The 24,927-nt window shown below is 74.8% G+C and carries 23 protein-coding genes; 7 read left to right on the top strand and 16 right to left on the bottom strand.

Going from position 1 to position 24,927, the window contains the following annotated elements:
* The first annotated feature begins 135 nt into the window (after positions 1-135).
* Complete coding sequence (locus tag WHI96_RS02990; protein WP_345641369.1) at positions 136-879, top strand: NUDIX hydrolase; 744 nt, start codon at positions 136-138, stop codon at positions 877-879.
* 285 nt (positions 880-1,164) lie between these two features.
* On the opposite strand, the gene purM is transcribed toward WHI96_RS02990, so the two are convergent.
* The 7 genes from purM to WHI96_RS02955 all read right to left on the bottom strand — a co-directional run bounded on the left by purM (position 1,165) and on the right by WHI96_RS02955 (position 8,702).
* A complete protein-coding gene (purM, locus tag WHI96_RS02985) occupies positions 1,165-2,262 on the bottom strand; it encodes a phosphoribosylformylglycinamidine cyclo-ligase (protein WP_345641366.1) in 1,098 nt (365 codons plus the stop codon).
* 43 nt (positions 2,263-2,305) lie between these two features.
* A complete protein-coding gene (purF, locus tag WHI96_RS02980; protein WP_425571520.1) occupies positions 2,306-3,892 on the bottom strand; it encodes an amidophosphoribosyltransferase in 1,587 nt (528 codons plus the stop codon).
* Between the two features lie 119 nt (positions 3,893-4,011).
* Entirely contained in the window at positions 4,012-4,350 is a 339-nt protein-coding gene (locus WHI96_RS02975) for a sterol carrier family protein (RefSeq protein ID WP_345641363.1), read from the bottom strand.
* Entirely contained in the window at positions 4,350-6,656 is a 2,307-nt protein-coding gene (gene purL, locus WHI96_RS02970) for a phosphoribosylformylglycinamidine synthase subunit PurL (RefSeq protein WP_345641359.1), read from the bottom strand. The genes WHI96_RS02975 and purL overlap by 1 nt, the downstream gene beginning before the upstream one ends.
* A 188-nt stretch (positions 6,657-6,844) precedes the next feature.
* Positions 6,845-7,519 (bottom strand): phosphoribosylformylglycinamidine synthase subunit PurQ, encoded by a 675-nt coding sequence (gene purQ, locus WHI96_RS02965; protein WP_345641356.1) that lies wholly within the window; start codon positions 7,517-7,519, stop codon positions 6,845-6,847.
* Positions 7,516-7,749 (bottom strand): phosphoribosylformylglycinamidine synthase subunit PurS, encoded by a 234-nt coding sequence (purS, locus tag WHI96_RS02960; RefSeq protein WP_345641353.1) that lies wholly within the window; start codon positions 7,747-7,749, stop codon positions 7,516-7,518. The genes purQ and purS overlap by 4 nt, the downstream gene beginning before the upstream one ends.
* 98 nt (positions 7,750-7,847) lie before the next feature.
* Positions 7,848-8,702 carry an alpha/beta fold hydrolase gene (locus WHI96_RS02955; protein WP_345641351.1) on the bottom strand — a complete coding sequence of 285 codons (855 nt, stop codon included), beginning with the start codon at positions 8,700-8,702 and terminating at the stop codon, positions 7,848-7,850.
* Positions 8,703-8,792: 90 nt separating this feature from the next.
* Between WHI96_RS02955 and WHI96_RS02950 the strand changes: the two genes are divergently transcribed.
* Both WHI96_RS02950 and WHI96_RS02945 read left to right on the top strand, forming a co-directional pair.
* Positions 8,793-9,425 carry an MBL fold metallo-hydrolase gene (locus WHI96_RS02950; RefSeq protein WP_345641348.1) on the top strand — a complete coding sequence of 211 codons (633 nt, stop codon included), beginning with the start codon at positions 8,793-8,795 and terminating at the stop codon, positions 9,423-9,425.
* The gene (locus tag WHI96_RS02945; protein WP_345641345.1) at positions 9,425-9,796 is read left to right on the top strand and encodes a VOC family protein; all 372 of its coding nucleotides are present in this window, start codon (positions 9,425-9,427) and stop codon (positions 9,794-9,796) included. The genes WHI96_RS02950 and WHI96_RS02945 overlap by 1 nt, the downstream gene beginning before the upstream one ends.
* 77 nt (positions 9,797-9,873) lie before the next feature.
* Here WHI96_RS02945 and WHI96_RS02940 read toward each other — a convergent pair whose 3' ends face one another.
* The 6 genes from WHI96_RS02940 to WHI96_RS02915 form a co-directional block, all read right to left on the bottom strand.
* Positions 9,874-10,644 carry a DUF2334 domain-containing protein gene (locus WHI96_RS02940; protein WP_345641342.1) on the bottom strand — a complete coding sequence of 257 codons (771 nt, stop codon included), beginning with the start codon at positions 10,642-10,644 and terminating at the stop codon, positions 9,874-9,876.
* Between the two features lie 88 nt (positions 10,645-10,732).
* On the bottom strand, positions 10,733-11,455 hold the full coding sequence (locus WHI96_RS02935) for a GolD/DthD family dehydrogenase (RefSeq protein WP_345641338.1): 723 nt from the start codon (positions 11,453-11,455) through the stop codon (positions 10,733-10,735).
* Positions 11,455-11,952: a ribose-5-phosphate isomerase gene (locus tag WHI96_RS02930; RefSeq protein ID WP_345641335.1), complete on the bottom strand. Its 498-nt coding sequence runs from the start codon at positions 11,950-11,952 to the stop codon at positions 11,455-11,457. The genes WHI96_RS02935 and WHI96_RS02930 overlap by 1 nt, the downstream gene beginning before the upstream one ends.
* Positions 11,949-13,667: a dihydroxyacetone kinase family protein gene (locus tag WHI96_RS02925; RefSeq protein WP_345641332.1), complete on the bottom strand. Its 1,719-nt coding sequence runs from the start codon at positions 13,665-13,667 to the stop codon at positions 11,949-11,951. Before WHI96_RS02925 ends, WHI96_RS02930 begins: the two co-directional genes overlap by 4 nt.
* Positions 13,664-14,983, bottom strand: a complete 1,320-nt coding sequence (locus WHI96_RS02920; protein WP_345641329.1) for an RbtT/DalT/CsbX family MFS transporter — start codon at positions 14,981-14,983, stop codon at positions 13,664-13,666. Before WHI96_RS02920 ends, WHI96_RS02925 begins: the two co-directional genes overlap by 4 nt.
* A gap of 8 nt (positions 14,984-14,991) precedes the next feature.
* Positions 14,992-16,083, bottom strand: coding sequence for an alcohol dehydrogenase catalytic domain-containing protein (locus WHI96_RS02915; RefSeq protein WP_345641326.1), 1,092 nt, complete (start codon positions 16,081-16,083; stop codon positions 14,992-14,994).
* A 154-nt stretch (positions 16,084-16,237) separates the two neighbouring features.
* Between WHI96_RS02915 and WHI96_RS02910 the strand changes: the two genes are divergently transcribed.
* Positions 16,238-17,188 (top strand): sugar-binding transcriptional regulator, encoded by a 951-nt coding sequence (locus tag WHI96_RS02910; RefSeq protein WP_345641323.1) that lies wholly within the window; start codon positions 16,238-16,240, stop codon positions 17,186-17,188.
* 168 nt (positions 17,189-17,356) lie between these two features.
* On the opposite strand, the gene WHI96_RS02905 is transcribed toward WHI96_RS02910, so the two are convergent.
* The 3 genes from WHI96_RS02905 to WHI96_RS02895 are packed head-to-tail and all read right to left on the bottom strand — an operon-like array spanning position 17,357 to position 20,276.
* The gene (locus WHI96_RS02905; RefSeq protein WP_345641320.1) at positions 17,357-18,214 is read right to left on the bottom strand and encodes a phosphoribosylaminoimidazolesuccinocarboxamide synthase; all 858 of its coding nucleotides are present in this window, start codon (positions 18,212-18,214) and stop codon (positions 17,357-17,359) included.
* Positions 18,211-19,638: an adenylosuccinate lyase gene (purB, locus tag WHI96_RS02900; protein WP_345641318.1), complete on the bottom strand. Its 1,428-nt coding sequence runs from the start codon at positions 19,636-19,638 to the stop codon at positions 18,211-18,213. The genes WHI96_RS02905 and purB overlap by 4 nt, the downstream gene beginning before the upstream one ends.
* 53 nt (positions 19,639-19,691) lie before the next feature.
* Positions 19,692-20,276: a TetR/AcrR family transcriptional regulator gene (locus WHI96_RS02895; protein ID WP_345641316.1), complete on the bottom strand. Its 585-nt coding sequence runs from the start codon at positions 20,274-20,276 to the stop codon at positions 19,692-19,694.
* A 222-nt stretch (positions 20,277-20,498) separates the two neighbouring features.
* On the opposite strand from WHI96_RS02895, the gene WHI96_RS02890 reads away from it, so the two are divergent.
* The 3 genes from WHI96_RS02890 to WHI96_RS02880 all read left to right on the top strand — a co-directional run bounded on the left by WHI96_RS02890 (position 20,499) and on the right by WHI96_RS02880 (position 24,925).
* Positions 20,499-21,551 (top strand): threonine aldolase family protein, encoded by a 1,053-nt coding sequence (locus WHI96_RS02890; RefSeq protein ID WP_345641517.1) that lies wholly within the window; start codon positions 20,499-20,501, stop codon positions 21,549-21,551.
* A gap of 288 nt (positions 21,552-21,839) precedes the next feature.
* Positions 21,840-22,778, top strand: a complete 939-nt coding sequence (locus tag WHI96_RS02885; protein ID WP_345641313.1) for a hypothetical protein — start codon at positions 21,840-21,842, stop codon at positions 22,776-22,778.
* The gene (locus tag WHI96_RS02880; protein ID WP_345641310.1) at positions 22,775-24,925 is read left to right on the top strand and encodes a YhgE/Pip family protein; all 2,151 of its coding nucleotides are present in this window, start codon (positions 22,775-22,777) and stop codon (positions 24,923-24,925) included. The genes WHI96_RS02885 and WHI96_RS02880 overlap by 4 nt, the downstream gene beginning before the upstream one ends.
* Positions 24,926-24,927 lie beyond the last annotated feature (2 nt).

Genomic DNA, 24,927 nt, shown 5'->3' with positions numbered 1-24,927 from the left:
CCGACCCGGTGAGTTCGCTCGTCGGACCGGTCGTACCGGGCGGTTTCCCCCGGCCGGTCGGATAGGGCAAGATCATGACCGGTCTCCTGTGGGAGGCTTGGTCACCGATCCCGTCACGTCCGAGGTGTTCAGCAGATGCGCGGCAACCTGTTCGCGGTCGCCGTCAACCTCGTCGTGCTGACCGTGCGGTCGGACCGTCTGCACGTGCTGCTCATCGAACGGGGCGAGCCCCCGTTCGTCGGGCACTGGGCGCTGCCCGGTGGTTTCGTGCGCCCGGAGGAGGACCTCGTGCACACCGCCAGCCGGCGGTTGGGCGAGGAGACCGGGAGCGACACCGGCAGCGCCGTGTGCGGGCACCTCGAGCAGCTGGCGAGCTACGCCGCACCCGACCGCGATCCCCGCGGCCGGGTCCTGTCCGTCGGCTACCTCGCGCTGCTGCCGGACATGCCGGAGCCGACGCCCGGCGGCGGGGCCGCCGCGTCCGCGTGGTGCGCCGTCGACGACGTGCCGCCGCTGGCGTTCGACCACCAGCGCATCCTCGCCGACGGCGTGGAGCGGGCGAAGTCGAAACTCGAGTACACGACGCTCGCCGTCTCGTTCTGCCCGGACGAGTTCACGGTGACCGACCTGCGCCGGGTTTACGAGGCCGTCTGGGAGACCTCCCTGGACCCGCGCAACTTCCAGCGCAAGGTGACCTCCACCGACGGCTTCCTCGTACCGACGACGACGCTGGTCACCGGCGGCCGCGGACGGCCGCCCCGGTTGTTCCGCCGCGGTCCGGCGACCGCGCTGCACCCGCCGATGCTGCGTGAGCCGCACCGCGCCGGGAGCCGACAGCCGGCGTCGCACGACACGGAGCTGCACCACTCGTTCGAGTGATCCGTGGCAGCCCCGTCGCGGGCTCGGGGCGGGCTCGCGCCGTACGGGTGTACGGCCACCACGTCGGTCCGTGCGGCGGCCGGGTCGTGCGGGATCGCCAGGCCGTGCGAGGGCGGGTGGCCCGGCACTCCGGTCGGCGAACTCGCTTACCCGGTGAGCGAGTTCGTGGCCGGTACACCCGCCGGGGTCGTCGCCCGCACCCCGGCGGTGGGCGGGCGGCTCAGAGGAACCGGACGGTCCCGCGAAGCGCGGCTGGTCCCGCAGAACCCGGGCTGCGCAGGGCGCTCAGAAGCGGGGGTGCTCCCCGCGCAGCTGCACCCGGGCGCCGAGCTCGCCGGAACCGGCACCGTCGACGTCGCCGATCCGGCCGACCTCACCCAGGATCCAGGCCGGGACGTGCCGGGCGGTGAAGACGGCGAGGGCGCGGTCGACGTCCTCGGGCGGCAGCACCGCGACCATCCCGACGCCCATGTTGAACGTCTTCTCCATCTCCGCGCGCTCGACCCGGCCGCGGGACTGGATCAGCTTGAAGATCGGGGCCGGGGTCCACGAGCCGCGCTCCACGGTGGCCGCGAGGCCCTCCGGCAGCACCCGCTCCAGGTTGCGGGCCAGCCCGCCGCCGGTGATGTGGGAGAACGTCCGCACGCCGGTCTCGGCGGTGATCGCCAGGCAGTCCTTGGCGTAGATCCGGGTCGGGACGAGCAGCTCCTCGCCGAGGGAGTGGTCGAACTCCTCCAGCTCACCGGCCAGCGGCAGCCGGGCGATGTCGAGCAGCACGTGGCGGGCCAGGGAGTAGCCGTTGGAGTGCAGACCGGAGGAGCCGAGCGCGACCAGCACGTCGCCGGGGCGGACGCGCTCGGGCCGCAGCACCTTCTCGGCGTCGACGACACCGACACCGGTGGCGGAGAGGTCGTAGGCGCCCTCCTCCATCAGCCCGGGGTGCTCGGCGGTCTCGCCGCCGAGCAGCGCGCAGCCCGCGGTCTGGCAGCCCTCGGCGATGCCGCGCACGATCGTCGCCACCCGGTCGGGGACGATCTTGCCGATGGCGATGTAGTCCTGCAGGAACAGCGGCTCGGCCCCGCAGACGACCAGGTCGTCCACGACCATCGCGACGAGGTCCTGGCCGATGGTGTCGTGCTTGTCCATCGCCTGCGCGATCGCGACCTTGGTGCCGACGCCGTCGGTCGAGGCGGCCAGCACCGGCTCGGAGTACTTGCCGAACTTCGCCGCGAACAGACCGGCGAAACCGCCGATGCCGCCGCGCACCTCGGGCCGGGTGGCCTTCTCGGCGAACGGACGGAAACGCTCGACCGCCTGCTCCCCCGCGTCGATGTCCACCCCCGCGGAGGCGTAGCTGGCGGGGCCGGGCTCGGTCGAGGGCATGCGAGGTCTCTCCAGGTCGGGACGGGGTCGTGATCGGGTGCCGCTACGGGCGGGTCAGCGCTTCTCCGGCACCGTATCCGACGGACAGCGGGCCGGGATCGCCAGAGGCTGCGCCGGACGCCGTCGGCTCCGGGACGTCCTCCAGCAGGTGCTTGCCGAGCTGGGCCTCCTCCGGCAGCGGGATCGGGTACTCCCCGTCGAAGCAGGCGCAGCACAGCCGCGAGCGCGGCTGCTCGGAGGCGGCGACCATCTGCTCGACCGAGACGTAGCCGAGGCTGTCCGAGCCGATCGAGCGTCGGACGCCCTCGGTGTCGGCGCCGTTGGCGATCAGCTCGGCCCGGCTGGCGAAGTCGATGCCGTAGAAGCAGGGCCAGCGCACGGGCGGCGAGGCGATCCGCACGTGCACCTCGAGGGCGCCGGCCTCGCGCAGCATCCGCACCAGCGCGCGCTGGGTGTTGCCGCGGACGATCGAGTCGTCGACGACGACCAGCCGCTTGCCCCGGATGACGTTGCGCAGCGGGTTCAGCTTCAGCCGGATGCCGAGCTGGCGGATGGTCTGGCTGGGCTGGATGAAGGTGCGCCCGACGTAGGCGTTCTTCACCAGGCCCTGGCCGTAGGGGATGCCGGAGCCCTGGGCGTAGCCGATCGCGGCCGGGGTGCCGGACTCCGGGACCGGGATGACCAGGTCGGCCTCGACCGGGTGCTCCTCGGCGAGCCGGCGGCCGATCTCCACCCGGGTGTCGTAGACCGAGCGGCCGGCGATGGTGGTGTCCGGGCGCGCCAGGTAGACGTACTCGAACACGCAGCCCTTCGGCTCCGGAGCGGCGAAGCGCTGGCTGCGGATGCCGTCGGCGTCGATCGCGATGAGCTCGCCCGGCTCGACCTCGCGGACGAACGAGGCGCCGACGATGTCCAGCGCCGCCGTCTCCGACGCGACGACCCAGCCGCGCTCCAGGCGGCCCAGGACCAGCGGGCGGACGCCGTGGGAGTCGCGGGCGGCGTAGAGGGTGCTCTCGTCGGCGAAGGTCAGCGAGAACGCGCCGCGCAGCCGCGGCAGCAGCCGCATCGCGGCCTCGTAGACGCCGAGGTCCGCGGCGCCCGCGGCCAGCAGCTCGGTGAGCAGGTCGGAGTCGGTGGTCGCGCGCAGCCCGGACCGCTTGCGGTTCTCCAGCTTCGCGACGTCCTCGCGCAGCTCGGCGGTGTTCACCAGGTTGCCGTTGTGACCCAGCGCCAGACCGGAGCCCGCGGCCGTGGTGCGGAACGTCGGCTGGGCGTTCTCCCAGGTCGTCGCGCCGGTCGTCGAGTAGCGGCAGTGGCCGACGGCGAGGTGCCCGCGCAGCGAGGACAGCGTCTGCTCGTCGAACACCTGGCTGACCAGGCCGAGGTCCTTGAACACCACGGTGCGGCGGCCGTCGGACACGGCGATGCCGGCGGCCTCCTGGCCGCGGTGCTGCAGCGCGTAGAGGCCGTAGTAGGTCATCTTCGCGACGTCCTCGCCGGGGGCCCAGACGCCGAACACGCCGCACTCCTCGCGGGGTCCTGGCTCGTCGGGCTCGGCGGCGGGCGGTGCGACGGGGGTGAGGGAGAGGGTTCGTTCAGGGCTGACGTGCTCGTTCCGGACGGAACTCAACGCGGCGCTCCTCGGCTGGCGGCGTACCGGGACCAGGGGACGACTGTACGCCCCGAGATCACATGTCCCCAGGTACGGGGACGGGGGTCACGTCGGCGTCGCACACCGCACCCGCCCGGTCACGGCGTGCGGAGCGGCAGGAACGCGGCGATCTCGCCCGCCCGCGACCCGGACGCCGACACCCGCCCGGCGGCGACGGCGTCGTCCCAGGTCAGACGGCCGATGGCGAGCGCGATCCAGGTGCGCGGGTCGGCCTCGACGACGTTCGGCGGGGTGCCGCGGGTGTGCCGCGGCCCCTCGACGCACTGCACCGCGCCGAACGGCGGGACCCGCACCTCGACGCTGCGGCCCGGTGCGCGCCGGGCCAGCTCGTCCAGTGACGCCTTCACCGCCGACTTCCGTGTCGCCCGGTCCGGCTCGACCCCGTCGTCGACCCAGCCCAGGAGGACGTCGGACATCAGACCGAGACGGCGCCGAACCGCGCCGGGAGCGTGCCCTCCCAGGCGGCGCGCAGCTCGTCGAGCGCCAGCGTGCCGAGGGCGTCGCCCAGGTCGAGGACGTCGCCGCCGGTCTCGCCGAGCCGCAGCGCCGGGACGCCGGCCTCGGCGGCGCGGGCCAGGAACGCCTCGGCGCCGTCGGCGGGCACGGTGACCAGCACCCGTCCGGCGGACTCGGCGAACAGCGCGGTGAACGAGTCCTCGTGCACCCCGGCCAGGTCGACGCGGGCCCCCCGGCCCCCGACGAGCGCGGCCTCGACCAGGCCCTGGGCGAGGCCGCCGTCGGACAGGTCGTGGCTGCCGGTCAGCGCCCGGTCCGCGGCCGCGGCGGCGAGGAGCTGCGCGAGGCGCCGCTCGTGCTCCAGGTCGACGGCGGGCGGCCGGCCGCCGAGGTGCCCGTGCACCTCGTGCGCCCACTCCGACCCGCCGAACTCGGCGGCGGTGGTGCCGAGCAGGACCACCGCGTCGCCGTCGGCGCCGGCGAACCCGGACCGGACCGCGGTGGTGACGTCGTCGATCACGCCGAGCACGCCGACGACCGGGGTCGGCAGGATCGCCGTCGTCCCGGTCTGGTTGTAGAAGCTGACGTTGCCGCCGGTGACCGGGGTGCCCAGCACCGCGCAGCCGTCGGCGAGACCGCGCACGGCCTGCTCGAACTGCCACATGACGTGCGGGTCCTCCGGCGAGCCGAAGTTCAGGCAGTCGGTGACGGCGAGCGGGACGGCGCCGGAGGTCGCGACGTTGCGGTAGGCCTCGGCCAGCGCGAGCTGCGCGCCGACGTACGGGTCGAGCGCCACGAAGCGGGCGTTGCAGTCGGTGGCGACGGCGATGCCGCGGCCGGTGGACTCGTCGACCTGCACGACCCCGGAGTCGGCGCCGTGCGCGGCGACGGTGTTGCCACGCACGTAGCGGTCGTACTGGTCGGTGACCCACGAGCGGGACGCGAGGTTCGGGGCGGCGGCCATCCGCAGGATCTCCGCGCGCAGCTCGGACGGGGTCTCCGGGCGGGGCAGCGTCTCCGGCGAGTCCGCGTTCAGCGCGTCCTGCTTCGCGTCGTCGCGGGCGACCGGCCGGGTGTAGACCGGGCCCTCGTGGGCGACCGTGCGCGGCGGCACGTCGACGACGGTCTCGCCCCGGGAGGTGATCACCAGGCGGTCGCCGTCGGTGACCTCGCCGATCACGGTGGCGATGGTGTCCCACCTGCGGCAGACGGCGAGGAAGGCCTCGACGTTCTCCGGGGTCACGACCGCGCACATCCGCTCCTGGGACTCCGAGGAGAGGATCTCGGCGGCGGTCATGCCGGTGGCGCGCAGCGGGACGGCGTCGAGGTCGACGTGCATGCCGCCGTCACCGGCGGAGGCGAGCTCGGAGGTCGCGCAGGACAGCCCCGCGCCGCCGAGGTCCTGGATGCCGACGACGAGCCCGGCCGCGAACAGCTCCAGGCAGCACTCGATGAGGACCTTCTCGGTGAACGGGTCGCCGACCTGGACGCTCGGGAGCTTCTTCCGCCCGGTGCCGCCACTGTCGGAGTCGAAGGTCTCCGACGCCAGCACGGACACACCGCCGATGCCGTCGAGGCCGGTCGTCGCACCGAACAGGATGATCTTGTTGCCGGTGCCGGAGGCGAACGCGAGGTGCAGGTCCTCGGTCTTCAGCGCTCCCACGCACAGGGCGTTGACCAGCGGGTTCCCCGCGTAGGACGGGTCGAAGACGACCTCGCCCGCGACGTTCGGCAGGCCGAGGCAGTTCCCGTAGCCGCCGACCCCGGCGACGATGCCGGGCAGCACCCGGCCGGTGTCGTCGGCGTCGAGCGGGCCGAAGCGCAGCGGGTCGCCGACCGCGATCGGGCGCGCGCCCATCGCCATGATGTCGCGGACGATGCCGCCGACACCGGTCGCCGCGCCCTGGTAGGGCTCGACGTAGGACGGGTGGTTGTGCGACTCGACCTTGAAGGTGACCGCCCAGCCGTCGCCGACGGACACGACGCCCGCGTTCTCGCCGATGCCGGCGAGCATCGTCGAGCGCATCTGTTCGGTGGTGGTCTCACCGAAGTAGCGCAGGTGGACCTTGGAGGACTTGTAGGAGCAGTGCTCGCTCCACATCACCGAGTACATCGCGAGCTCGGCGTCGGTGGGCCTGCGGCCGAGGATCTCCCGGATGCGGGCGTACTCGTCGTCCTTGAGCCCCAGCTCCCGGAAGGGCTGCGGCTGCTCCGGAGTGGCCTCGGCGTGCTTGACGGAATCGACCGGCACCTGGGACTGCGTCACGGGGTCAGGGTAGACGGGGCTTCCCCGCCCGCGTCCCCGCACGGTGCCGGGGCCCACAGGCGGGGTTCCCCACAGCGGGGTGGAGCGCGTCCGCCCCGGGTGGGCCCGCAGGTCCGCTCCCCGGTCACGGGGACGGCCCGGCCGGTGGTCCGCGGGGACCACCGGCCGGGCCGTGCGTCGTCGACGGGTCAGGCGGTGACCCGGGCCAGCACCGAGGTGAACAGGCCGAGGCCGTCCGCGGACGGGCCGGTCAGCTCGCTGGTCGCGTGCTCCGGGTGCGGCATGAGGCCGACCACGTTGCCCGCCGCGTCGGTGATGCCGGCGATGTCGCGGGTCGAGCCGTTGGGGGCGGGCTCGGCGTAGCGGAACACCACGCGGCCCTCGCCCTCCAGCTCGTCGAGGGTCGCGGCGTCGGCGACGTAGCGGCCCTCCTGCGACTTCAGCGGGATCGTGAGCCGGTCCCCCGCGGTGTAGTCGCGGGTCCACGCGGTCTGCGCGTTCTCCACGGTCAGCTCGAGGTCGCGGCACAGGAAGTGCATCCCCGCGTTCGCGACGAGCGCGCCGGGGAGCAGGTGCGCCTCGCAGAGGATCTGGAAGCCGTTGCAGATGCCGAGCACCGGCAGGCCGCGCCCGGCGGCCCGCACGACCTCGGTCATGATCGGCGCCAGGCTCGCGATGGCGCCGGCGCGCAGGTAGTCGCCGTAGGAGAAGCCGCCCGGCACGACGACGGCGTCCACACCCTGCAGGTCGTGGTCGCCGTGCCACAGCGGGACGGCCTCGGCGCCGGCGCGGCGGACCGCGCGGGCGGCGTCGACGTCGTCGAGGGTCCCCGGGAACGTGATCACACCGACCCGGGTGCTCACAGCCGGGTCACCGTCCAGTCCTCGATCACCGGGTTCGCCAGCAGCGAGCCGGCGAGCCGGTGCAGGGTCTCGTCGTCGATGCCGTCCTCGACGTCGAGCTCGAAGTGCTTGCCCTGCCGCACCCCGCTCACGCCGGACACACCGATCCGGCCGAGCGCCCGGGTCACCGCCTGGCCCTGCACGTCGAGGATCTCGGGCTTGGGCATCACGTCCACCACCACTCTGGCCACGGGGCCAGCCTACGGTGAACGACCCGCCGGCTCGACGTGCGTGCCCTCACCCCCGGCGCCCGCGGATCCCGGGCGGCGCGCGGTGCCGCCGGTGCCGCTCAGCCGAGGACCTCGCGCAGCCGGGCCGCGAACTCCGCGGGCTTGCCGGGCCACCCGAACTCGCCGCCGGCGAACCCGCCGTGGTGGCTGGGGAACACGACGACGTCCTGCCCGAGGCGCGCGGCGAGGCCCCGCGCGGTGCGGGCGGTGAACGTGTCGCCGGACTCCTCACCCACCGCCACCACGATCCGGGTGGGGGCAGCCTGCAGCGCGTCGACGTCCGGGACGTGGTCGACGACGGCACGCGAGCCGCCCGAGAGCAGCGGGTCGTCGCGCCGGCCGTCGTCGTCGGCGGGCAGGCCGAACGCGGCCGGGTCGGGCGGGGTCGCCGCCAGGAACTCGTCGGTGAACGGGCCGGCCCAGGACGTCGCCGCGAGGAACCCGGCCATGCCCACACCCCAGCCGCCCGCCGCGTAGGCCCGCTCGTAGCCGTCGATCACCCGGCGGGCCGCGTCGGCGTCGGGCAGCACCCCGACCAGCGGCGGCTCGTGCGCGACGAGCACCCGCACGTCCCCGGGGTGGGCGGCGACGAGTGCGAGCGCGGTGACCGCGCCGCCGCTGGAGGCGAAGACGTCCACGGGGGCACCCAGCTCGCCGACGAGCGCGTGCAGGTCCTCGGCCTGCACACGCGGGTCGTGGTCGGCGCGGCCGTCGTGCCGCGTGCTGCGGCCGAGCCCGCGCGGGTCGTAGGCGACGACGCGGCGGTCCGGCAGCTCCGCGGCGAGCGAGCGGAACCCGGTGGCGTCCATCGGCTGCCCCACGCAGAGCAGCGGCCGGTCCCCCGGCGCGGGGTCCGGGCCGTGGACGTCGTGGACGAGGTCGGCGTCGGGGCGGTGCAGGGTGCGGGTCTCCATGTCCCTCCGACCGCGGCCGTCGCCCGAACTCATCGGCGCGGCCGCCGGGCGCCGCGACGCCGTGACGCCGTGACGCGGGATGCTGTGCCCATGCAGCTGACGCACTACGGCCACGCCTGCGTCCTGGTCGACACCGGAGCCGCACGCCTGCTGTTCGACCCCGGCGCCTTCTCCTCCGGGTTCACCGGTCTCCAGGGCCTCGACGCGATCCTCGTCACCCACCAGCACGTCGACCACGTCGACGCGGACGCGCTGCGCACCCTGCTGCGCGCCAACCCCGACGCCGCCCTGGTCACCGACGGCCAGACCGCCGGGCAGCTCGACGGCATCGACGCCCGCACCGCCGCCCCCGGCGACGTTCTGGCCCTCGGCGGCGCCGAGGTGACCGTCGTCGGGTCCGGGGACCACGCGCAGATCCACCCGGACATCCCGCTGGTCGCGAACAACGGCTACCTCGTCGACGGCGCGCTGCTGCACCCCGGCGACGCCTACGTCCCGCCGGGCGTCGACGAGCTGGCGACGCTGCTGCTCCCCACCGGCGCGCCCTGGCTGAAGGTCTCCGAGGCCGTCGACTACCTGCGGTCGGTCGCGCCGCGGACGGTGGTGCCGATCCACGAGGGCACCCTCGCCGACCCGGCGCTCCACCACCGCTTCGTCGACCAGCTCAAGCCGGACGCCACCACGTTCCTGGTCCCCGACCGGGAGACGGCGGTCGACGTCTGATGGCCCTGCAGTGGGAGCAGGTCGTCGTCGACGCCCGGGACCCGGTCCGGCTCGGCCGCTGGTGGGCCGAGGCCCTGGACTGGACGGTGGTGAACCCCTCGGTGTCGGAGTTCGAGATCCAGCCCGCCGAGGGCGTCGTCCCCGGGCTGATCTTCGTACCGGTCGGGGAGGGCAAGCGGACCAAGAACCGCCTGCACATCGACCTGCGGCCGGACGGCGTCCGCGACTCCGAGGTGGCCCGCCTGCTGATGCTGGGCGCCACCCGGGTCGACGTGGGCCAGCACCGGGCCCCGGCCGACGAGGTGTCGTGGACGGTGCTCGCCGACCCCGAGGGCAACGAGTTCTGCGTGCTCGGCGAGCGGCGGACCTGACACCTGTCCACAGGTGGCACCGGTTGTCCACAGGAGAGCACACACTGTGGACAACCGGGCCGATCGCCGGGGAGTTCCTAGGCCGCCGGGGCGGCGGCGAACAGCGTGCGGTGCACGGTGCCGACGGCGCCCGCCCCGCGCGCCGCGTCGACGGCGGCCAGCGCGGCCTCGACGCGGTGCTCGCGGCGCAGGTCCTTGGCCCGCAGCGCGAGCCGGACGAGCCCGCCGCGCTCGGCGGTGCGCACGGCCTGCTGCTCCAGCGCCCGTCCGCGACGGCGCTCCCCCGCGCGGCGCTCGCCCCGCCAGGGTTCGGACACGCGGAAGGTCAGCACCCGCGAGCGCAGCACCGGACCGCCGGTCGCGCGGACGGTCGTCTCGTCGGCGCAGAGGCCGAAGCCGAGGTCGGCCAGCGCGTCGAGGGTGCCCTCGGAGGCGATCCAGCCGGGCGGTGCGAAGCCGTCGGTGGACAGCCCGGTCGCGAGCAGGATCCGCCGGGCACCGGTCAGCCGCAGACCGGCCTCGTGCCGGGGCAGCGCCCCGAACTCGGTGCGGCGCCCGATCCGCGGCACGGAGCCGCTCTGCCAGGCGCCCACCGGGTCGCTCGTGTGGTCGAAACCGTGCAGGAGCAGGTCGTCCCCGGCGCGGACGCGGCCGGCGATCCAGCGGACCAGGTCGTCGCCGCGGCGCAGTGCCCGCATCCCACCCGCCCCGTCGGGCCCCTTGGGCTGCACGAGGTGGGTCAGCGGCACGCCGCGCCGGTCCAGCTCCGCGGCGAACGCGGCGGCGCGGGCGCGGTCGGCGTCGTCGGAGTCGGTCAGGCCGGACAGCGAGACCAGCAGCGTGCTCATGGCCCCATCCGACCCGACCGAGGTGAACCCCGCGTGGAGCCGCCGGATCGCGCGGACGACGATCGGCGGGCGTTCTCGGCCGGTGTGCTCAGCGGGCCGTGAACCCGCCGTCGACCCGCAGCTCGGCGCCGTTGACCATCGCGGCCTCGGCCGAGGCCAGGTAGACCACGGCCGCGGCGATCTCCGACGGCTCGGCGAACCGCCGCGCCGGGATCTGCGCGCGGTGCGCGTCCCCGGCCGGGTTGTCCCACGCCGCGCGGCCCAGGTCGGTGAGCACGACCGTCGGCGACACCGCGTTGACCGTCACCCCGTGCGGCCCCCACTCGACGGCGAGGGTGCGGGTCAGCCCGGTGATCCCCGCCTTGGACGCGCAGTAGGCCGCGTGCTGTTCCAGCCCGCTGCTCGCCGCCTGCGAGGCGAGGTTCACGATCCGCCCGTACCCGCGCTCCACCATGACCCGGCCCGCGGCCCGCGCCATCAGCCACGAGCCGGTGAGGTTGACGTCCAGGGTGCGGCGCCAGTCGTCGACCCCCAGCTCCAGGGCCGGGGCGAGCAGCGCGATCCCGGCCGAGTTCACCAGCACGTCGACCCGGCCGTGCCGCGCGACGACCTCGTCGACGCAGGCCTCCGCCGCGTCGGGGTCCGCGACGTCGACGACGTGCGCCGACGCACAGACCCCCGGGACGCCGTCGGTGCGCAGGTCCGCGCCGGCGACCACCGCGCCCTGCCCGGCGAGCGCCCGGGCCGCCTCGGCGCCGATGCCCGACGCGGCCCCGGTGACCAGCGCGACCGAACCGGTGAGATCGAACATCAGCAGTCCGTCCCGACGGTCTCCGACCCGGCCGGTCGGCCGCGGTCGTAGGTGTCGAGCGCGGCGACCTTCTCCGCCGAGGCGCTCGCCGGGTCGAACCGGTGGTCGAGCCAGCCGTCGACGAGTGTGCGCGCGAGCTCCAGCCCGACCACGCGCTGGCCCATGCAGAGGACCTGCGCGTCGTTGGACTTCACCGACCGCTCGACGGAGAACGGGTCGTGCGCGGTGACCGCGCGGACACCCGGCACCTTGTTCGCCGAGATCGCGACGCCCAGCCCGGTCCCGCAGATGAGCAGCCCGCGGTCGGCCTCGCCGTCGGCGATCCTGCGGGCCGCGGCGACGCCGATGTGCGGGTAGGCGGTGTGCCCGTCCGCGCCGACGCCGACGTCGACCACCTCGGCGACGCGGTCGTCGGCCTCCAGGTCGGCCTTCAGCCTCTCCTTGTACTCGTAGCCGGCGTCGTCGGCGCCGACGACGATGCGGAGCTTCCCGCTCATGTCTCCTCCTCCAGCACCTCTGCGACGGCCGTCGCGACGAGTCCCAGCGACACCGCCCCGGCGTCGGGGGTGCCGACACTCTTCTCCGCCAGCGGACGGGCCCGGCCGATCCGGGGCCGCAGGTCCGCGGTGTCCCGCGCCCGGGCGGTCGCGACCTCCGCCGCCGCGGCCCACGCCCCGGCGAGCGGATCGCCGTCGCCGACCCGGCGCTCCAGCTCCTCGACGAAGGGCAGCAGCGCGTCGAGCAGGGTCTTGTCCCCCGCCCGTGCCCCGCCGAGCTGCTCGATGGTCGTCGCGAACCCGCGGACGCCGGCGGCGACGGTCGCGGCCGGGTAGCCCTCGGCGGTGTCACCGAGGTGCCGCCCGAGTGCCTCGAGCGCGGCGCCCCACAGCACCCCGGAGGTGCCGCCGGCGCGCTCCGCCCATGCCTGCCCGGCCTGCTGGAGCACCCAGCCGCCGCCGACCTCGTCGCCGAGCTCGCCGACCCGGGCGGTGGCGGCCGTGATCCCCTTGAGCATGCCGCGGCCGTGGTCGCCGTCGCCCGCGACGGCGTCGATCCGGCCCAGCTCGTGCTCGTGGGAGCGGATCGTCGACTCCGCCGCCGCCAGCGCGGCGCGGACGGTGCCCGCGAGCTCCCGGGCCGCGTCGCTCGCCGCGGGCGCGGTGACGACGGCGTCGGCCTCGGCGAGCTCGTCGGCGGTCGGCCCGTGCAGCGCCGCCAGCGGTGCGGCGGTCTTGCGGTAGGCGGGGGTGTAGGCGTCCGCCCGCCACAGCGGCTCCAGCTCGTCGTCGAGCCACATCAGGGTGAGCGAACAGCCGCCCATGTCGAGGCTGGTCACGAGCTCGCCGACCTCCGGGTCGACGATCTCGTACCCGGCGTCGCGCAGCCGCGGCGCGACGTGGCGCCACAGCAGGAACAGCTCCTCGTACTTCGTGGTGCCCAGCCCGTTGAGGATCGCCCCGACCCGGCCGGGCGCTCCCGTGGGCGCGTGCTTCAGCACGTCGTCGACCAGCAGCTCCGCCAGCTCGCGGGCGGGCAGCATCGGGACGTCGCGGATGCCGGGCTCGCCGTGGATGCCCAGGCCGAGCCCGAGATGCCCTTCGGGCACCGAGAACAGCGGCTCGTCCTCGCCGGGCATCGTGCAGCCGGTGAACGCGACGCCGAGGCTGCGGGTGGCCGCGTTGGCGGCCCGGCCGACCCGCTCGACCTCGTCGATGTCCGCGCCGCGCGCGGCGGCGGCGCCCATCGCCTTGAACACGGTGAAGTCGCCGGCGATCCCGCGGCGCCGCGACTCCTCCTCGGCGGAGGCGACGTCGTCGGTGACGACCACGATGCGGGTGTCGATCCCCTCCTCGCGCAGCCGGTCGGCCGCGATCCCGAAGTTGATCGTGTCGCCGGCGTAGTTGCCGAAGCCGAAGACCACGCCGCGGCCCTGGTCGGCGGCCTTCGCGACCGAGTACGCCTGGGCGGCCGACGGCGAGGTGAAGATGTTGCCGACGACGGCGCCGTGCGCCATCCCCGGCCCGACCGTCCCGCAGAAGGCCGGGTAGTGGCCCGAGCCGCCCCCGATGACGACGGCGACCTGGGGGCCACCGTCGCCGCGGTGGGCGACCACGCCGCCGTGCACCCCCCGGACACGGTCGGCGTAGAGGTCGAGGAAGCCGTCGAGCTGGTCGTCGGCGAACGTGGCGGGGTCGTCGTAGATCCTGGTCACGAGGTCTCCTTCACCGGGGTCGCGACGGCGGCGCGCGGCTCGGGGGCGTCCTGCGGGACGTTCAGGAACGAGACCATCACGAAGGCGGCCGCGTAGAGGGCGACGAAGGCCCACACGACGCCGACGTTCCCGGCCCCGACCCCCAGCAGCAGCGCGACGACGCCGGACCCGAGGAACGCGGCACCGCCCGCGGCGGTCGTGTACATGGCCATCGCGGCGCCCGTGTGGTCGGGTGCGAGCGCGGGCATGATCGCGCCCATCGGGACGAACCCGGCGAGCAGGCAGCCGAAGATGCAGCCCGCGGCGACCGAGACCCAGAAGCCCCAGGTCGATCCGGCCGGGACGGCGTGCGGCACGTACCACCACAGCAGCAGGCCCACGGCCGAGCCGAACACGCCGAACCACTGCACGGTGCGCCGCCAGCCCCAGCGGTCCCCGACGGCCCCGAACACCGCGTTGACCAGGATGTTCGTCGCGTAGACGAACACGGTCATGGTCAGCCAGCGGCTCTGGCCCCAGCCGAGGTCCACCGCGATGACCGTCGGCAGGATGATGAACATGCCGTACTGCGGCGCGGTGTTGATCAGCCGGACCAGGAAGCCCATGAGGATCTTCGGGTTCGACGCGGTGAGCCGCAGCCCGGCGGTGAGCACCTGGGCGGTGGTCTCCCCCGCCGGGGCGAGGCGCCGGGTGGCGTGCGGCTCGCGCACCCCGAACCGGGCGATCAGGAACCCGGCGACGACGAGCACGGTCGAGCCGACCATCGCGGCGGTCTCGCCGCCGGTGCCCCCGCCGAAGGCCGGAATCATGCCGAGCGCGAACAGCGAGCCCAGCGTGGGCAGGCCGCCGGTGAACATGACGTAGAACCAGCCGACCGCGACGCCGTTGCGCGAGTACGGCGTGACGACGTTGATCCACACCAGGAACGCGAACGCGAAGAGCGGGTAGCCGAGGCCGCGCAGGAAGTAGGTGGCCGCGACCAGGCCGATGCTGCCGAGCTGCAGGCTCAGCAGGAACAGCACCTCGAACACGACCCAGACGACGACGCCGAGGGTCATCACCCGGCGCGGCCCCCACAGGTCGGCCAGCGCACCGGACAGGTAGCTGGCGACGAGCACGGCCAGGCTGTAGCCGGCGATGATCGTGGCGACGGTCGCCTCGGGCGAGCCGAGGACCGCCTCGATGTGCGGGGAGATGAAGTTCGACTCGGTCCCGTTGCCGGTCATGAAGACGAGCACGCCGAGGAAGCCCCAGCGCAGGGAGTGCGGGATGCCGATGCGGTCGAGGAAGGTCTCGCGCGGTGTCGTCGTAGACATGGCGGCCCTCACGCGTTCGGGAGGATCGAGACCTTGACCGACGACCCGGACGTGTCGCCGACGAGGTCGAGGGCCTTCTGGAACTCCGCGAGCGGCACCTGGTGGGTGCAGATGTCGGAGATCGGGAGCTTGCCGTCCTCCAGCATCTTGATCGCGGCGGGCCAGCAGTGCGGGCCGAGGTGGGCGCCGCGGACGTCGAGCTCCTTGTCGTCGGAGATGATCGACCAGTCGACGGTGACGTCGGACCCGAACACCGAGTACTCGACGTAGGTGCCGAGCTTGCGCAGCAGGTTGAGCCCCTGGGCGACGGCCGGGACGGCGCCCGAGCCCTCCAGGTAGACGTCGGCGCCGTAGCCCTCGGTGAGCTCCCGGACCCGGGCGACGGCGTCCTCGCGGGAGATGTTGATCGTGAGGTCGGCGCCGGTGCGCCTGCCCAGCTCCAGCTTCTCGTCGTCGAGGTCGAGCGCGACCAGCAGGCGCGGGTTCTTCGCGCGGGCGCCGGCGATCAGGCCGAGGCCGATCGGGCCGCACCCGGCGACGACCACGACGTCGTCGAAGGTGATGGTGGCGCGCTCGACGGCGTGCAGCGCGCAGGACAGCGGCTCGGCGAACGCGGCGTGGTGCGGCTCCAGGTCCGGCGAGACCCGGTGCACCCGGGCCCGGGTCGGGACCAGCATGTACTGGGCCATCGCCCCGTCGAAGTTGCGGAAGCCGAACATGTCGTGCGGGCCGCACATCCAGTACTGGCCGCGCAGGCAGTAGCGGCACTGCTCGCACGGGACGATCTGCTCGCAGGCGACGCGGTCGCCGACGGACACGCCGTGCACGGCGAGGCCCTCGTCGTCGCCGGAGACGATCCGGCCGACGAACTCGTGGCCGGGCGTGACGCCGGTCTGGGCCCAGGCGGGGCGGTTCTCGTCGCCCCAGAACTTCGCGGCGCCGTGGTAGCACTTCAGGTCGCTCGCGCACACGCCCACGGCCTCGACCTGCATCAGCAGCTCGCCGGGGCCGGGAGCCGGGACGTCGACCTCCTCCAGGCGGTAGTCCTCGGGGCCGTGTACGACGACGGCCTGCATCCGGGTCGGGATCTGGTCTGCCACGACGGAACCTCCATTGGTGCCATGCGGGGTGCTGCATGCGACTGGTTCTGAGCATGCGTTCCGGCGTGAACATCGGTCAACACATCCGTTCCTGATTGAACAAACGTGCAGTAGGCTTGACTGGTACCGGTCCGGCACGGCGGAGGAGGTGACGATGGCGCCGCACGACGTCTCCCGGCGCGACCTGGGGCTGATGCACCGGGCCGCACGGCTGTACTACGTCGACGAGCTCAACCAGGCCGCGATCGCCGACCGGCTCACCGTGTCGCGGCCGACCGTCTCCCGGCTGCTCGCCGAGGCCCGCCGGGTCGGGATCGTGCAGATCACCGTGCACGACCCGGACTCGCTGCACACCGGCGGCGACGACGCGCCCCGGCTCGCCGCCGCGCTCGGCCTGGACCGGGTGTGGCTGGCCCCGCGCCCCGCCACCGACCTCGGTCAGTCGCTCGCCGAGCCGGTCGGCGAGGCGCTGCGGGAGGCCGGGCTGCGCGCGGGCGACGTCCTGCTCGTCTCCTCCGGGCGCACCGTGTGGGAGCTCAGCCACACCGCGCTGCCCGCGCTGGCCGGCTGCGAGATCGTGCCGACCGTCGGCGGGGTCGCCGAGCCCGAGGCGTGGCACCAGACCAACGAGATCGTCCGGTCGGTAGCCGAACGCGGGCACGGGCGCCCGCACTTCCTGTTCACCCAGGCCATGCCGTCGCCGGCGATGAGCCGCACGCTCGCCGAGGACCCGGAGTTCCGGCGGGTCACCGGGTTCTGGACGCGCGCACGGGCCGCGCTGGTCGGTGTCGGCGCCCCGCCCGCGGGCCGCGCGTCGATCTCGACCTCGGTCCCGCTCGACGACGAGGGCCTCCAGGACGGCGTCGGCGACGTCTGCCTGAACTTCTACCGCGCCGACGGCCGCCCGATCGCCTTCCCGGGCAGCGACCGGATGGTGCGGATCTCCCCGGAGCAGCTCCGACGGGTGCCGCGGACGATCGCCGTCGCCGTCGGGGAGGAGAAGGTGCCGAGCATCCTCGGCGGGGCGCGGGCGGGCCTGTTCGACCGCCTGGTCACCGACGCCCCGACCGCCCAGGCCCTCCTCGACGCCCTCGGCACCGTCTGACCCGTCGTACTCGCCGCCCGCTGCTCGTGCGCGGCCGGCCCAGAAGGGCCTGCCGCACGGCCGGTCCCACCGACGGGCCGGTCGCACCCGACGTCGACACCCCGTGTCCGGCATCCACACCCGTTGCGAGGGGTGTGGATGGCGGCCAAGGGGTGTGGACGCGGCGGATCAGGCGGTGGGTGAGGTCCAGGGGGTGCCGGTGATGCGGCGGTAGACCTCGGCGTAGCGGTCGTGGACGACCTTCACGACCTCGTCGGGGACCTCGGGGCCGGGGGCGGTGCGGTCCCAGTCCAGCCCGGCGGACCAGTCGCGGACGTACTGCTTGTCGAAGGAGAACTGGACCCGGCCGGGCTCGTAGGAGTCGGCGGGCCAGAACCGCGACGAGTCCGGGGTGAGCACCTCGTCACCGAGGACGATCTCGCCGGAGGTGTCCCGGCCGAACTCCAGCTTGGTGTCGGCGACGAGGATCCCGCCCTCGGCCGCGGACTCGGCGCCGCGCCGGTAGACCTCCAGGGTCAGCTCCTGCAGCCGGGCCGCGGTGTCCGCACCGAGCAGGGACACGACGTCGTCGAAGGTCATGAACTCGTCGTGGGAGCCGACCGGCGCCTTCGTCGTCGGGGTGAAGATCGGTTCGGGGAGCTGCGAGCCCTCGACCAGGCCGGCGGGCAGCGCGACGCCGGAGACGGCGCCGGTGCGCTGGTACTCCTTCAGCCCGAGCCCGGTGAGGTAGCCGCGGGCGATGCACTCCACCGGCAGCATGTCGAGCGGGCGGCAGCGGACGGCGCGCCCGGCGAACTCGGCGGGGACGTCGTCGGTGCCGATGACGTGGTTGGGCACGAGGTCGGCGGTGCGCTCGAACCAGTACAGCGACAGGGCGGTGAGGATCGCGCCCTTGTCCGGGACGGGCGTCGGGAGCACGACGTCGTAGATCGACAGCCGGTCCGAGGCCACGAGCAGCAGCTGGGCCGGATCGCGGGACTCGTCGAGGTAGAGCTCGCGGACCTTGCCGGAGTGGACGAGCCTCACAGGATCCCTCCGGGGGTGTAGGCGGCGGCCTCGGGGTGCTTCGCGGTGATCGCGGCGATCTTCTCCGTCACCGTGGCGACCTGCGCGGACGCGGCGCCGGTGAACCGCAGCGGGTCCTCCAGCAGCCGGTCCAGCGTGCCGGCGGGCAGCCCGAGCCGGTCGTCGCCGGCGAGGCGCTGGAGCAGGTCGTTGTCGGCCTGGCCCTGCTCGCGCATCGCCAGTGCGACGGCGACCGAGTGCTCCTTGATGACCTCGTGCGCGGTCTCCCGGCCGACCCCGGCGCGGACGGCGGCCATCAGCACCGCGGTCGTGGTGAGGAAGGGCAGGTAGCGGTCGAGCTCGCGGGCGATCACGGCCGGGTAGGCGCCGAACTCGTCGAGCACGGTCAGCGTGGTCTCGTAGAGGCCGTCGAGCGCGAAGAACGCGTCGGGCAGCGCGACGCGGCGCACCACCGAGCAGGAGACGTCGCCCTCGTTCCACTGGGAGCCGGCGAGGTCGGCGGTCATGACCGACAGGCCGCGCAGGATCACCATGAGGCCGTTGACGCGTTCCGCGGAACGGGCGTTCATCTTGTGCGGCATGGCGCTGGACCCGACCTGGCCGGGGGCGAAGCCCTCGGTGGCGAGCTCGGCACCCGCCATCAGCCGGATCGTCGTGGCCAGCGACGACGGCGCCGCGGCCAGCTGCACCAGCGCGGTGACGACGTCGTGGTCGAGCGAGCGCGGGTAGACCTGCCCGACGCTGGTGAACGCCTCGGCGAACCCGAGGTGGGTGGCGATGCGCTGCTCCAGGTCCTCGAGCTTGACCGAGGCTTCAGTGTCGCCGCCCAGTAGATCCAGCATGTCCTGGCTGGTGCCCATCGGGCCCTTGATCCCGCGCAGCGGGTAGCGCGAGCGCAGGTCCTCCAGCCGGGCGTGCGCGACGAGCAGCTCGTCGGCGGCGGAGGCGAACCGCTTGCCCAGCGTGGTGGTCTGCGCGGCGACGTTGTGGCTGCGTCCGGCCATGACCAGCTCGGCGTACTCCCCGGCGCGGCGGCCGAGCCGGGCGAGGACGGCGACGGTGCGGTCGGCGACGAGCTCCAGGGACAGCCGGATCTGCAGCTGCTCCACGTTCTCGGTGAGGTCGCGGCTGGTCATGCCCTTGTGCACGTGCTCGTGGCCGGCGAGGGCGTTGAACTCCTCGATGCGGGCCTTCACGTCGTGCCGGGTGACGCGCTCGCGGGCGGCGATCGAACCCAGGTCGACCTGCTCGACGACGGCCTCGTAGTCGTCGATGACCGACGACGGCACCTCGACGCCGAGGTCGCGCTGGGCGCGGAGCACCGCGATCCACAGCCGTCGCTCGAGCTGGATCTTGTACTCCGGAGACCAGAGGCGGACCAGCTCGGGGCTCGCGTAGCGCGCGGCCAGCACGTTGGGAATCACGTGGCGCGATGATAATGGCTGGTGGAGGCCCCGTGGCCGCCGGGAGCGCGGCCTCACACCCGGGGCAGCGCGTCCAGGGCCTCGTGCAGGGCGACCCGGCCGACCCCGCGCGGGTCGGGGTCGGCCTCGATCAGCGCGGTGAGCACGACGCCGTCGACGAGCGCGGTGAGCCTGCGTACCTCCCCCGGCCCCGGGCGACGGCCGGTCGCGCGGGTGAGCGCCTCGTCGAGCAGGGCGTCGAACTCGACGCGCTGGGCGCGCAGCAACCCGGCCAGGAACGGGCGACGGCCGGACCCGATCAGCCGCTCGAACCGGCCCAGGACGGCGTCGAGGCCGTCGGTGCGCGACCGTGGGCCGAGCAGCAGGTCGAGCACGATCTCGGCCGGGTCGTCGCGGCGGGCCAGGCAGGCGTGCGCGTCGGCCAGCTCGGCGTGCGCCAGCCGGTCCAGCGCGGCGCAGACCAGGTCCTCCAGCGAGGAGAAGTAGTAGGTCGTGGCCGCCAGCGGCACCCCGGCCCGCTCGGCGACGGCGCGGTGCCGGATCGCGTCGAACCCGCTCTCGGCGAGCAGGTCCGCGGCCGCCGCGACGAGCAGGGCGCGGCGCCGCTCACCCTTCTCGGTCTGTCTCGGGGCCGCCATCGTCACATAGTGCCAAGACAGGACCCGTCCGGACGAGTGAGATACCGGACTCGACGCCCAGGTCGGACGGGGTGACCGTGACCGTTTCGTGACCCTGCCGTTCTCACCGCCACGGGGATGGAACACACTGGTGGTGTGCGCCCGTCACCCAGAAGCCGCTGGTCACCGCGCGGTGGTGCGCGCGGGGCGGCGGCCGCCCCGGCCCCCGGCGAGCCCGTCGACCTGCGATCGGACACCGTCACGCTGCCGACCGAGGCGATGCGCCGGGCGATGGCCGAGGCCGAGGTCGGCGACGACGTGCTCGACGGCGACCCCACCATGCGCGAGCTGGAGGAACGGGTCGCCGGCCTGCTCGGCGCCGCCGACGCGCTGTGGACGCCCACGGGCTCGATGGCGAACCTGATCGCGCTGATGAGCCGGCTCGGCCGCGGCGACTCCTTCCTCGCCCCCCAGGGCGCGCACGTGCTCGACTTCGAGCTGGGCACGGCCGCGTGGCTGGCCGGCGGGATGCCGCGACCGCTGCCGCACGACGCGGGCCCCGGCAAGGTCACCGCGTCCGCGGTGCGCCGGGCCGCCGCCGACGACGGCTCCTACGCCTCCCTGCGCCCGGTGCTGCTGTGCCTGGAGAACACCCACAACTCCGCGGGCGGCACCGTGACCGCACCGGAGGAGCACGCCTCCGTCGCCGCCGCGGCGCGCGCCGCCCGGCTCTCGGTGCACCTCGACGGCGCCCGGCTGTGGAACGCCGCGGTCGCGCTGGGGGTCCCGCCGGGCGCGCTGACCGTCGGCGCCGACACGGTCGCGGTGTGCCTGTCCAAGGGGCTCGGCGCGCCGGTCGGGTCGGTCGTCGCGGGGTCGGCGGAGTTCGTCGAGCACGCCCGGCGGCTGCGCAAGATGCTCGGCGGCGGCGTCCGGCAGGGCGGGGTGCTGGCCGCGGCCGGGCTCGTCGCGCTGGAGGAGATCGACCGGCTGGCCGAGGACCACGACCTCGCGACGCGGCTCGCCGCCGGGCTGCGCGAGCGCGGCTGGCGGGTCCGCGAGCCGCAGACCAACATCGTGCTGGTGGACGTGGCCGACGTGCGCGGCACGATCGCCGCGTTCGCCGAGGCCGGGGTCCGCGCCGGCGCCATCGCGGGCAAGCTGCGGCTGATGACCCACCGCGACGTCGGCGACAAGCACGTCAAGGCGGCGCTGGACCGGATCGGCGAGGTCGGCCCGGCCAGCACCGGCTCACCCGGTGGTCCCGCGCCGCTGCCCCGCACCGCCCTCGGCTGAGGGGCACCGGGGACCATCCGGGACGCCCCTCGTCGCCGCCGTCACAGTGTCGCGCCGGGTCAACTCACTGTCGTCCGAGGTCAAGTCGGCCCGCACGATCGGGTCCACACTGGGCGACGGCCGGACGCCGGAGCAGGCGTCGGCCTAGGCTTCCGCCGCCGTCGCTCCCGTGCGTACGCACCGCCGGGCGCCGGTGGCTCCGACCCACGACCGGTGCCGGTGAGCTGCGCGGGACCCGCGATCGCCGGGTGCCGTGCGGCCCGGGGCGCCCAGGACAGCAGGACCGTCATGACCAGCTCCGCCCCCTCGTCCGCCCCCGATCCCGAGGCGACCCCCGCCCCCGAGGCGGCCCTCGTCGCCGAGGGCGTCGCCGTCGACGGCACCCACGGGGTGCTGCTCGCGCCGACCTCGCTGCGCGCCGTCCCCGGCTCGGTGCTGCTGGTCGCGGGCACCCCCGGCTCCGGGCACACCGCGCTGGCGCTCGCGCTGGCCGGGCGGATGCGGCCCGACCACGGCACCGTCACCCTCGACGGCGACGGCGACCCGCGCCGCCTGCGCCGCGCCGTCGCCGTCGTCGACACGCCCGGGGTCAGCGAGCCGGAGCCGGTGCTGCCGTTGCGGACCGTCGTCGGCGAGGAGCTGGCGATGGCCGGGCGCGGCACCACCCCGCGGGCGGTGACCGAGTGGCTGGGCGCGCGGGGCGCGCAGAGCTGGGTGCGCTCGCGGTTCGAGGACGTGCCCGCACCCGTGCGGATCGGGCTGATGACCGCACTCGCGGCGTCCCGGCCCGGGGTGCGGGTGCTCGTGCTGACCGCGCCGGACCGGCACGGCGGCACCCCGGTGACCTGGTGGCAGGTGGCCTCCGAGCACGCCCGCGCCGGGTTCGCCGTCGTCGTGACCTGCACCGAGGGGTCGGCGGCGCTGCTGGGGGTGTCCGCGGTGCGGCTCGGTGGCGGCGGCGCCGGCGCGCTGCCGGAGCCGCCCGGGCGGCACAGCAGGCCCGAGGATCCGACGGGGCCGCTGACCGTCGTCGCGCCGCAGGGGGCCGACGACCTGCCGCAGGGCTGGACCCGGCGGCTGCTGCGCCGCCGCCCGGTCGGGACCGCGGACGCTCCGCCCCCCGACACCGGGGAGACCCCGCCGGACGCGGGCACGGCGATCCTGCCCGGGCCGGACCCCACCCCCGGGACCACCGACGGCGACGAGAGCACGGAGCGGACCTCATGAGCGCGATCCGGATGGCGATCAGCGAGCTGCGGCGGATCACCGCCGGGCGGCTGCCGGTCCTGGCCGTGCTCGCCCTGCTGATGATCCCGATGCTCTACGCGGGCTTCTACCTCTACGCCAACGGCGATCCCTACTCGCGCCTGGACCAGGTGCCCGCCGCACTCGTCGTCGAGGACGCGGGCGGCACCGACGCCGACGGGAAGGCGCAGAACGTCGGCCAGGACGTCGCGAAGGAGCTGACCGACTCCGGCTCGTTCGACTTCCACCGGGTCTCCGCCGCCGAGGCCGACCGCGGTGTCCGCGACAACGTCTACACCTTCGCCGTGACGATCCCGCGCGACTTCACCGCGGCCCTGCAGTCCTCCGGCGAGTTCACCCCGCGCCAGGGGATCCTCGTGCTCACCACCAACGACGCCAACAACTACCTGGCCCGCACGATCGCCGACACCCTCACCACCCGGGTCCGCGAGTCGGTCGCCAAGGAGGTCGGGACGCAGGCCGCGGACCGGTTCCTCACCGGCTTCTCCACCATCCACACCAGGACCCAGGAGGCCGCGGACGGCGCCGGGAGGCTCGCCGACGGCGCGGCCACCGCCCACGACGGGGCCGGCCGGCTGGCGTCCGGCGCCGGTGAGCTGGCGACCGGGCAGCGCAGGCTCCTCGACGGCGCCCGGCAGCTCTCCGGCGGCGCGGGCGAGCTCGCGACCGGGGCCGGGACCCTCGCCACCGGGGCGGGCACCGCCGCGGCCGGCGCGGACCGGCTGTCCTCGGGCGCCGGGGAGCTCGCGACCGGGCTGGGCACCCTGCGTCAGGCCACCGCCGACCTGCCGGCGCAGTCGCGGCAGCTGGCCGACGGCGCCCGCCAGGTCGCCGACGGCAACGCGCAGCTGGCCGCGGCCGGGGACCGGGTCGCGCAGGAGAGCGCCCGGCTGGCCGACCAGCTCGACGCCGCCGACGGCACGATCGCGGCGGGCCTGCGCGAGCGCGGGTTCACCGAGGAACAGGTGCAGCAGGCCCTGGCCGCGCTGGCGACCGCGAAGCAGCCGCTGGTCGACGGCAACGCCCGCGTCCAGCAGGTGTCCGGGCAGCTCGACCGTATCGGTTCCGGCGCGGGGCAGGTCGCCGACGGCGCCGAGCAGCTCGCCGCGTCGGCCCCGCAGCTCAGCCGCGGCATCGCGAGCGCCGCCGACGGCGCCGGGGCCCTGCGCGACGGCGCGACCGAGCTGTCCGGCGGCGTCGGTGCGCTCTCCGACGGCGCCACGCAGCTGTCCACCGGCGCCGGCGCGCTGCGGACCGGGGCGGACCAGCTCGTCGCCGGGGAGCGCACCGCCGTCGACGGGACCGACCGGCTCGCCGACGGGGCGCGCCGGCTCGACTCGGGCACCGGTGAGCTCGCCACCGGCGCGACGCAGCTGCACGACGGCCTGGCCTCGGGCCTGGACGACATCCCGAACCCGGCCCCGGGCGTCCGGGAGGCCACCGCCGCGACCATCGGCGACCCCGTCGCCACCCGCGACGTCGCCTACTCCCAGGCCGACACCTACGGCGCCGGGCTGGCCCCGTTCTTCATGGCGCTCGCCACCTGGATCGGCGGCTACGTGCTGTTCCTGCTGGTCCAGCCCCTGTCCCGACGGGCGATCGCGGCCGGGCAGAGCCCGCTGCGCATCGCGCTGGGCGGCTGGATCCCGGCCGGCCTGCTGGGGGTCGTGCAGGTCACCGGCATGTACGCGGTGGTGTCGCTGCTGCTGGGGATCACCCCGGTGCACCCGTTCGCGACGCTGGCGCTGCTGTGGCTGACCTCGATGACGTTCACCGCGATCGTGCACGCCCTCAACGCCCTGCTCGGCGCGGTCGGGCAGTTCCTCGGGCTGGTCCTGATGGTGCTGCAGCTCGTCTCGGCGGGCGGCACGTTCCCGTGGCAGACCATCCCCGGGCCGCTCTACCCGGTGCACCACGTGATGCCGATGGGCTACGCCGTCGATGCGCTGCGCCACCTCATGTACGGCGGTGAGCTGGCCGGTGTCGTCGGGACGGCGGTGCCGGTGCTGGTGGCCTGGTTCGTCGGGGCGCTGACGCTGGCGACGTTCGCGGCGTACCGCAAGCGGGTGTGGACGGCGACGGCGGTGAAGCCCGAGCTGGTGCTCTGAGG

It is taken from the genome of Pseudonocardia tropica (assembly GCF_040105315.1).
GTDB lineage: Bacteria > Actinomycetota > Actinomycetes > Mycobacteriales > Pseudonocardiaceae > Pseudonocardia > Pseudonocardia alni.
This window is presented reverse-complemented; position numbering and strand designations above follow the sequence as displayed.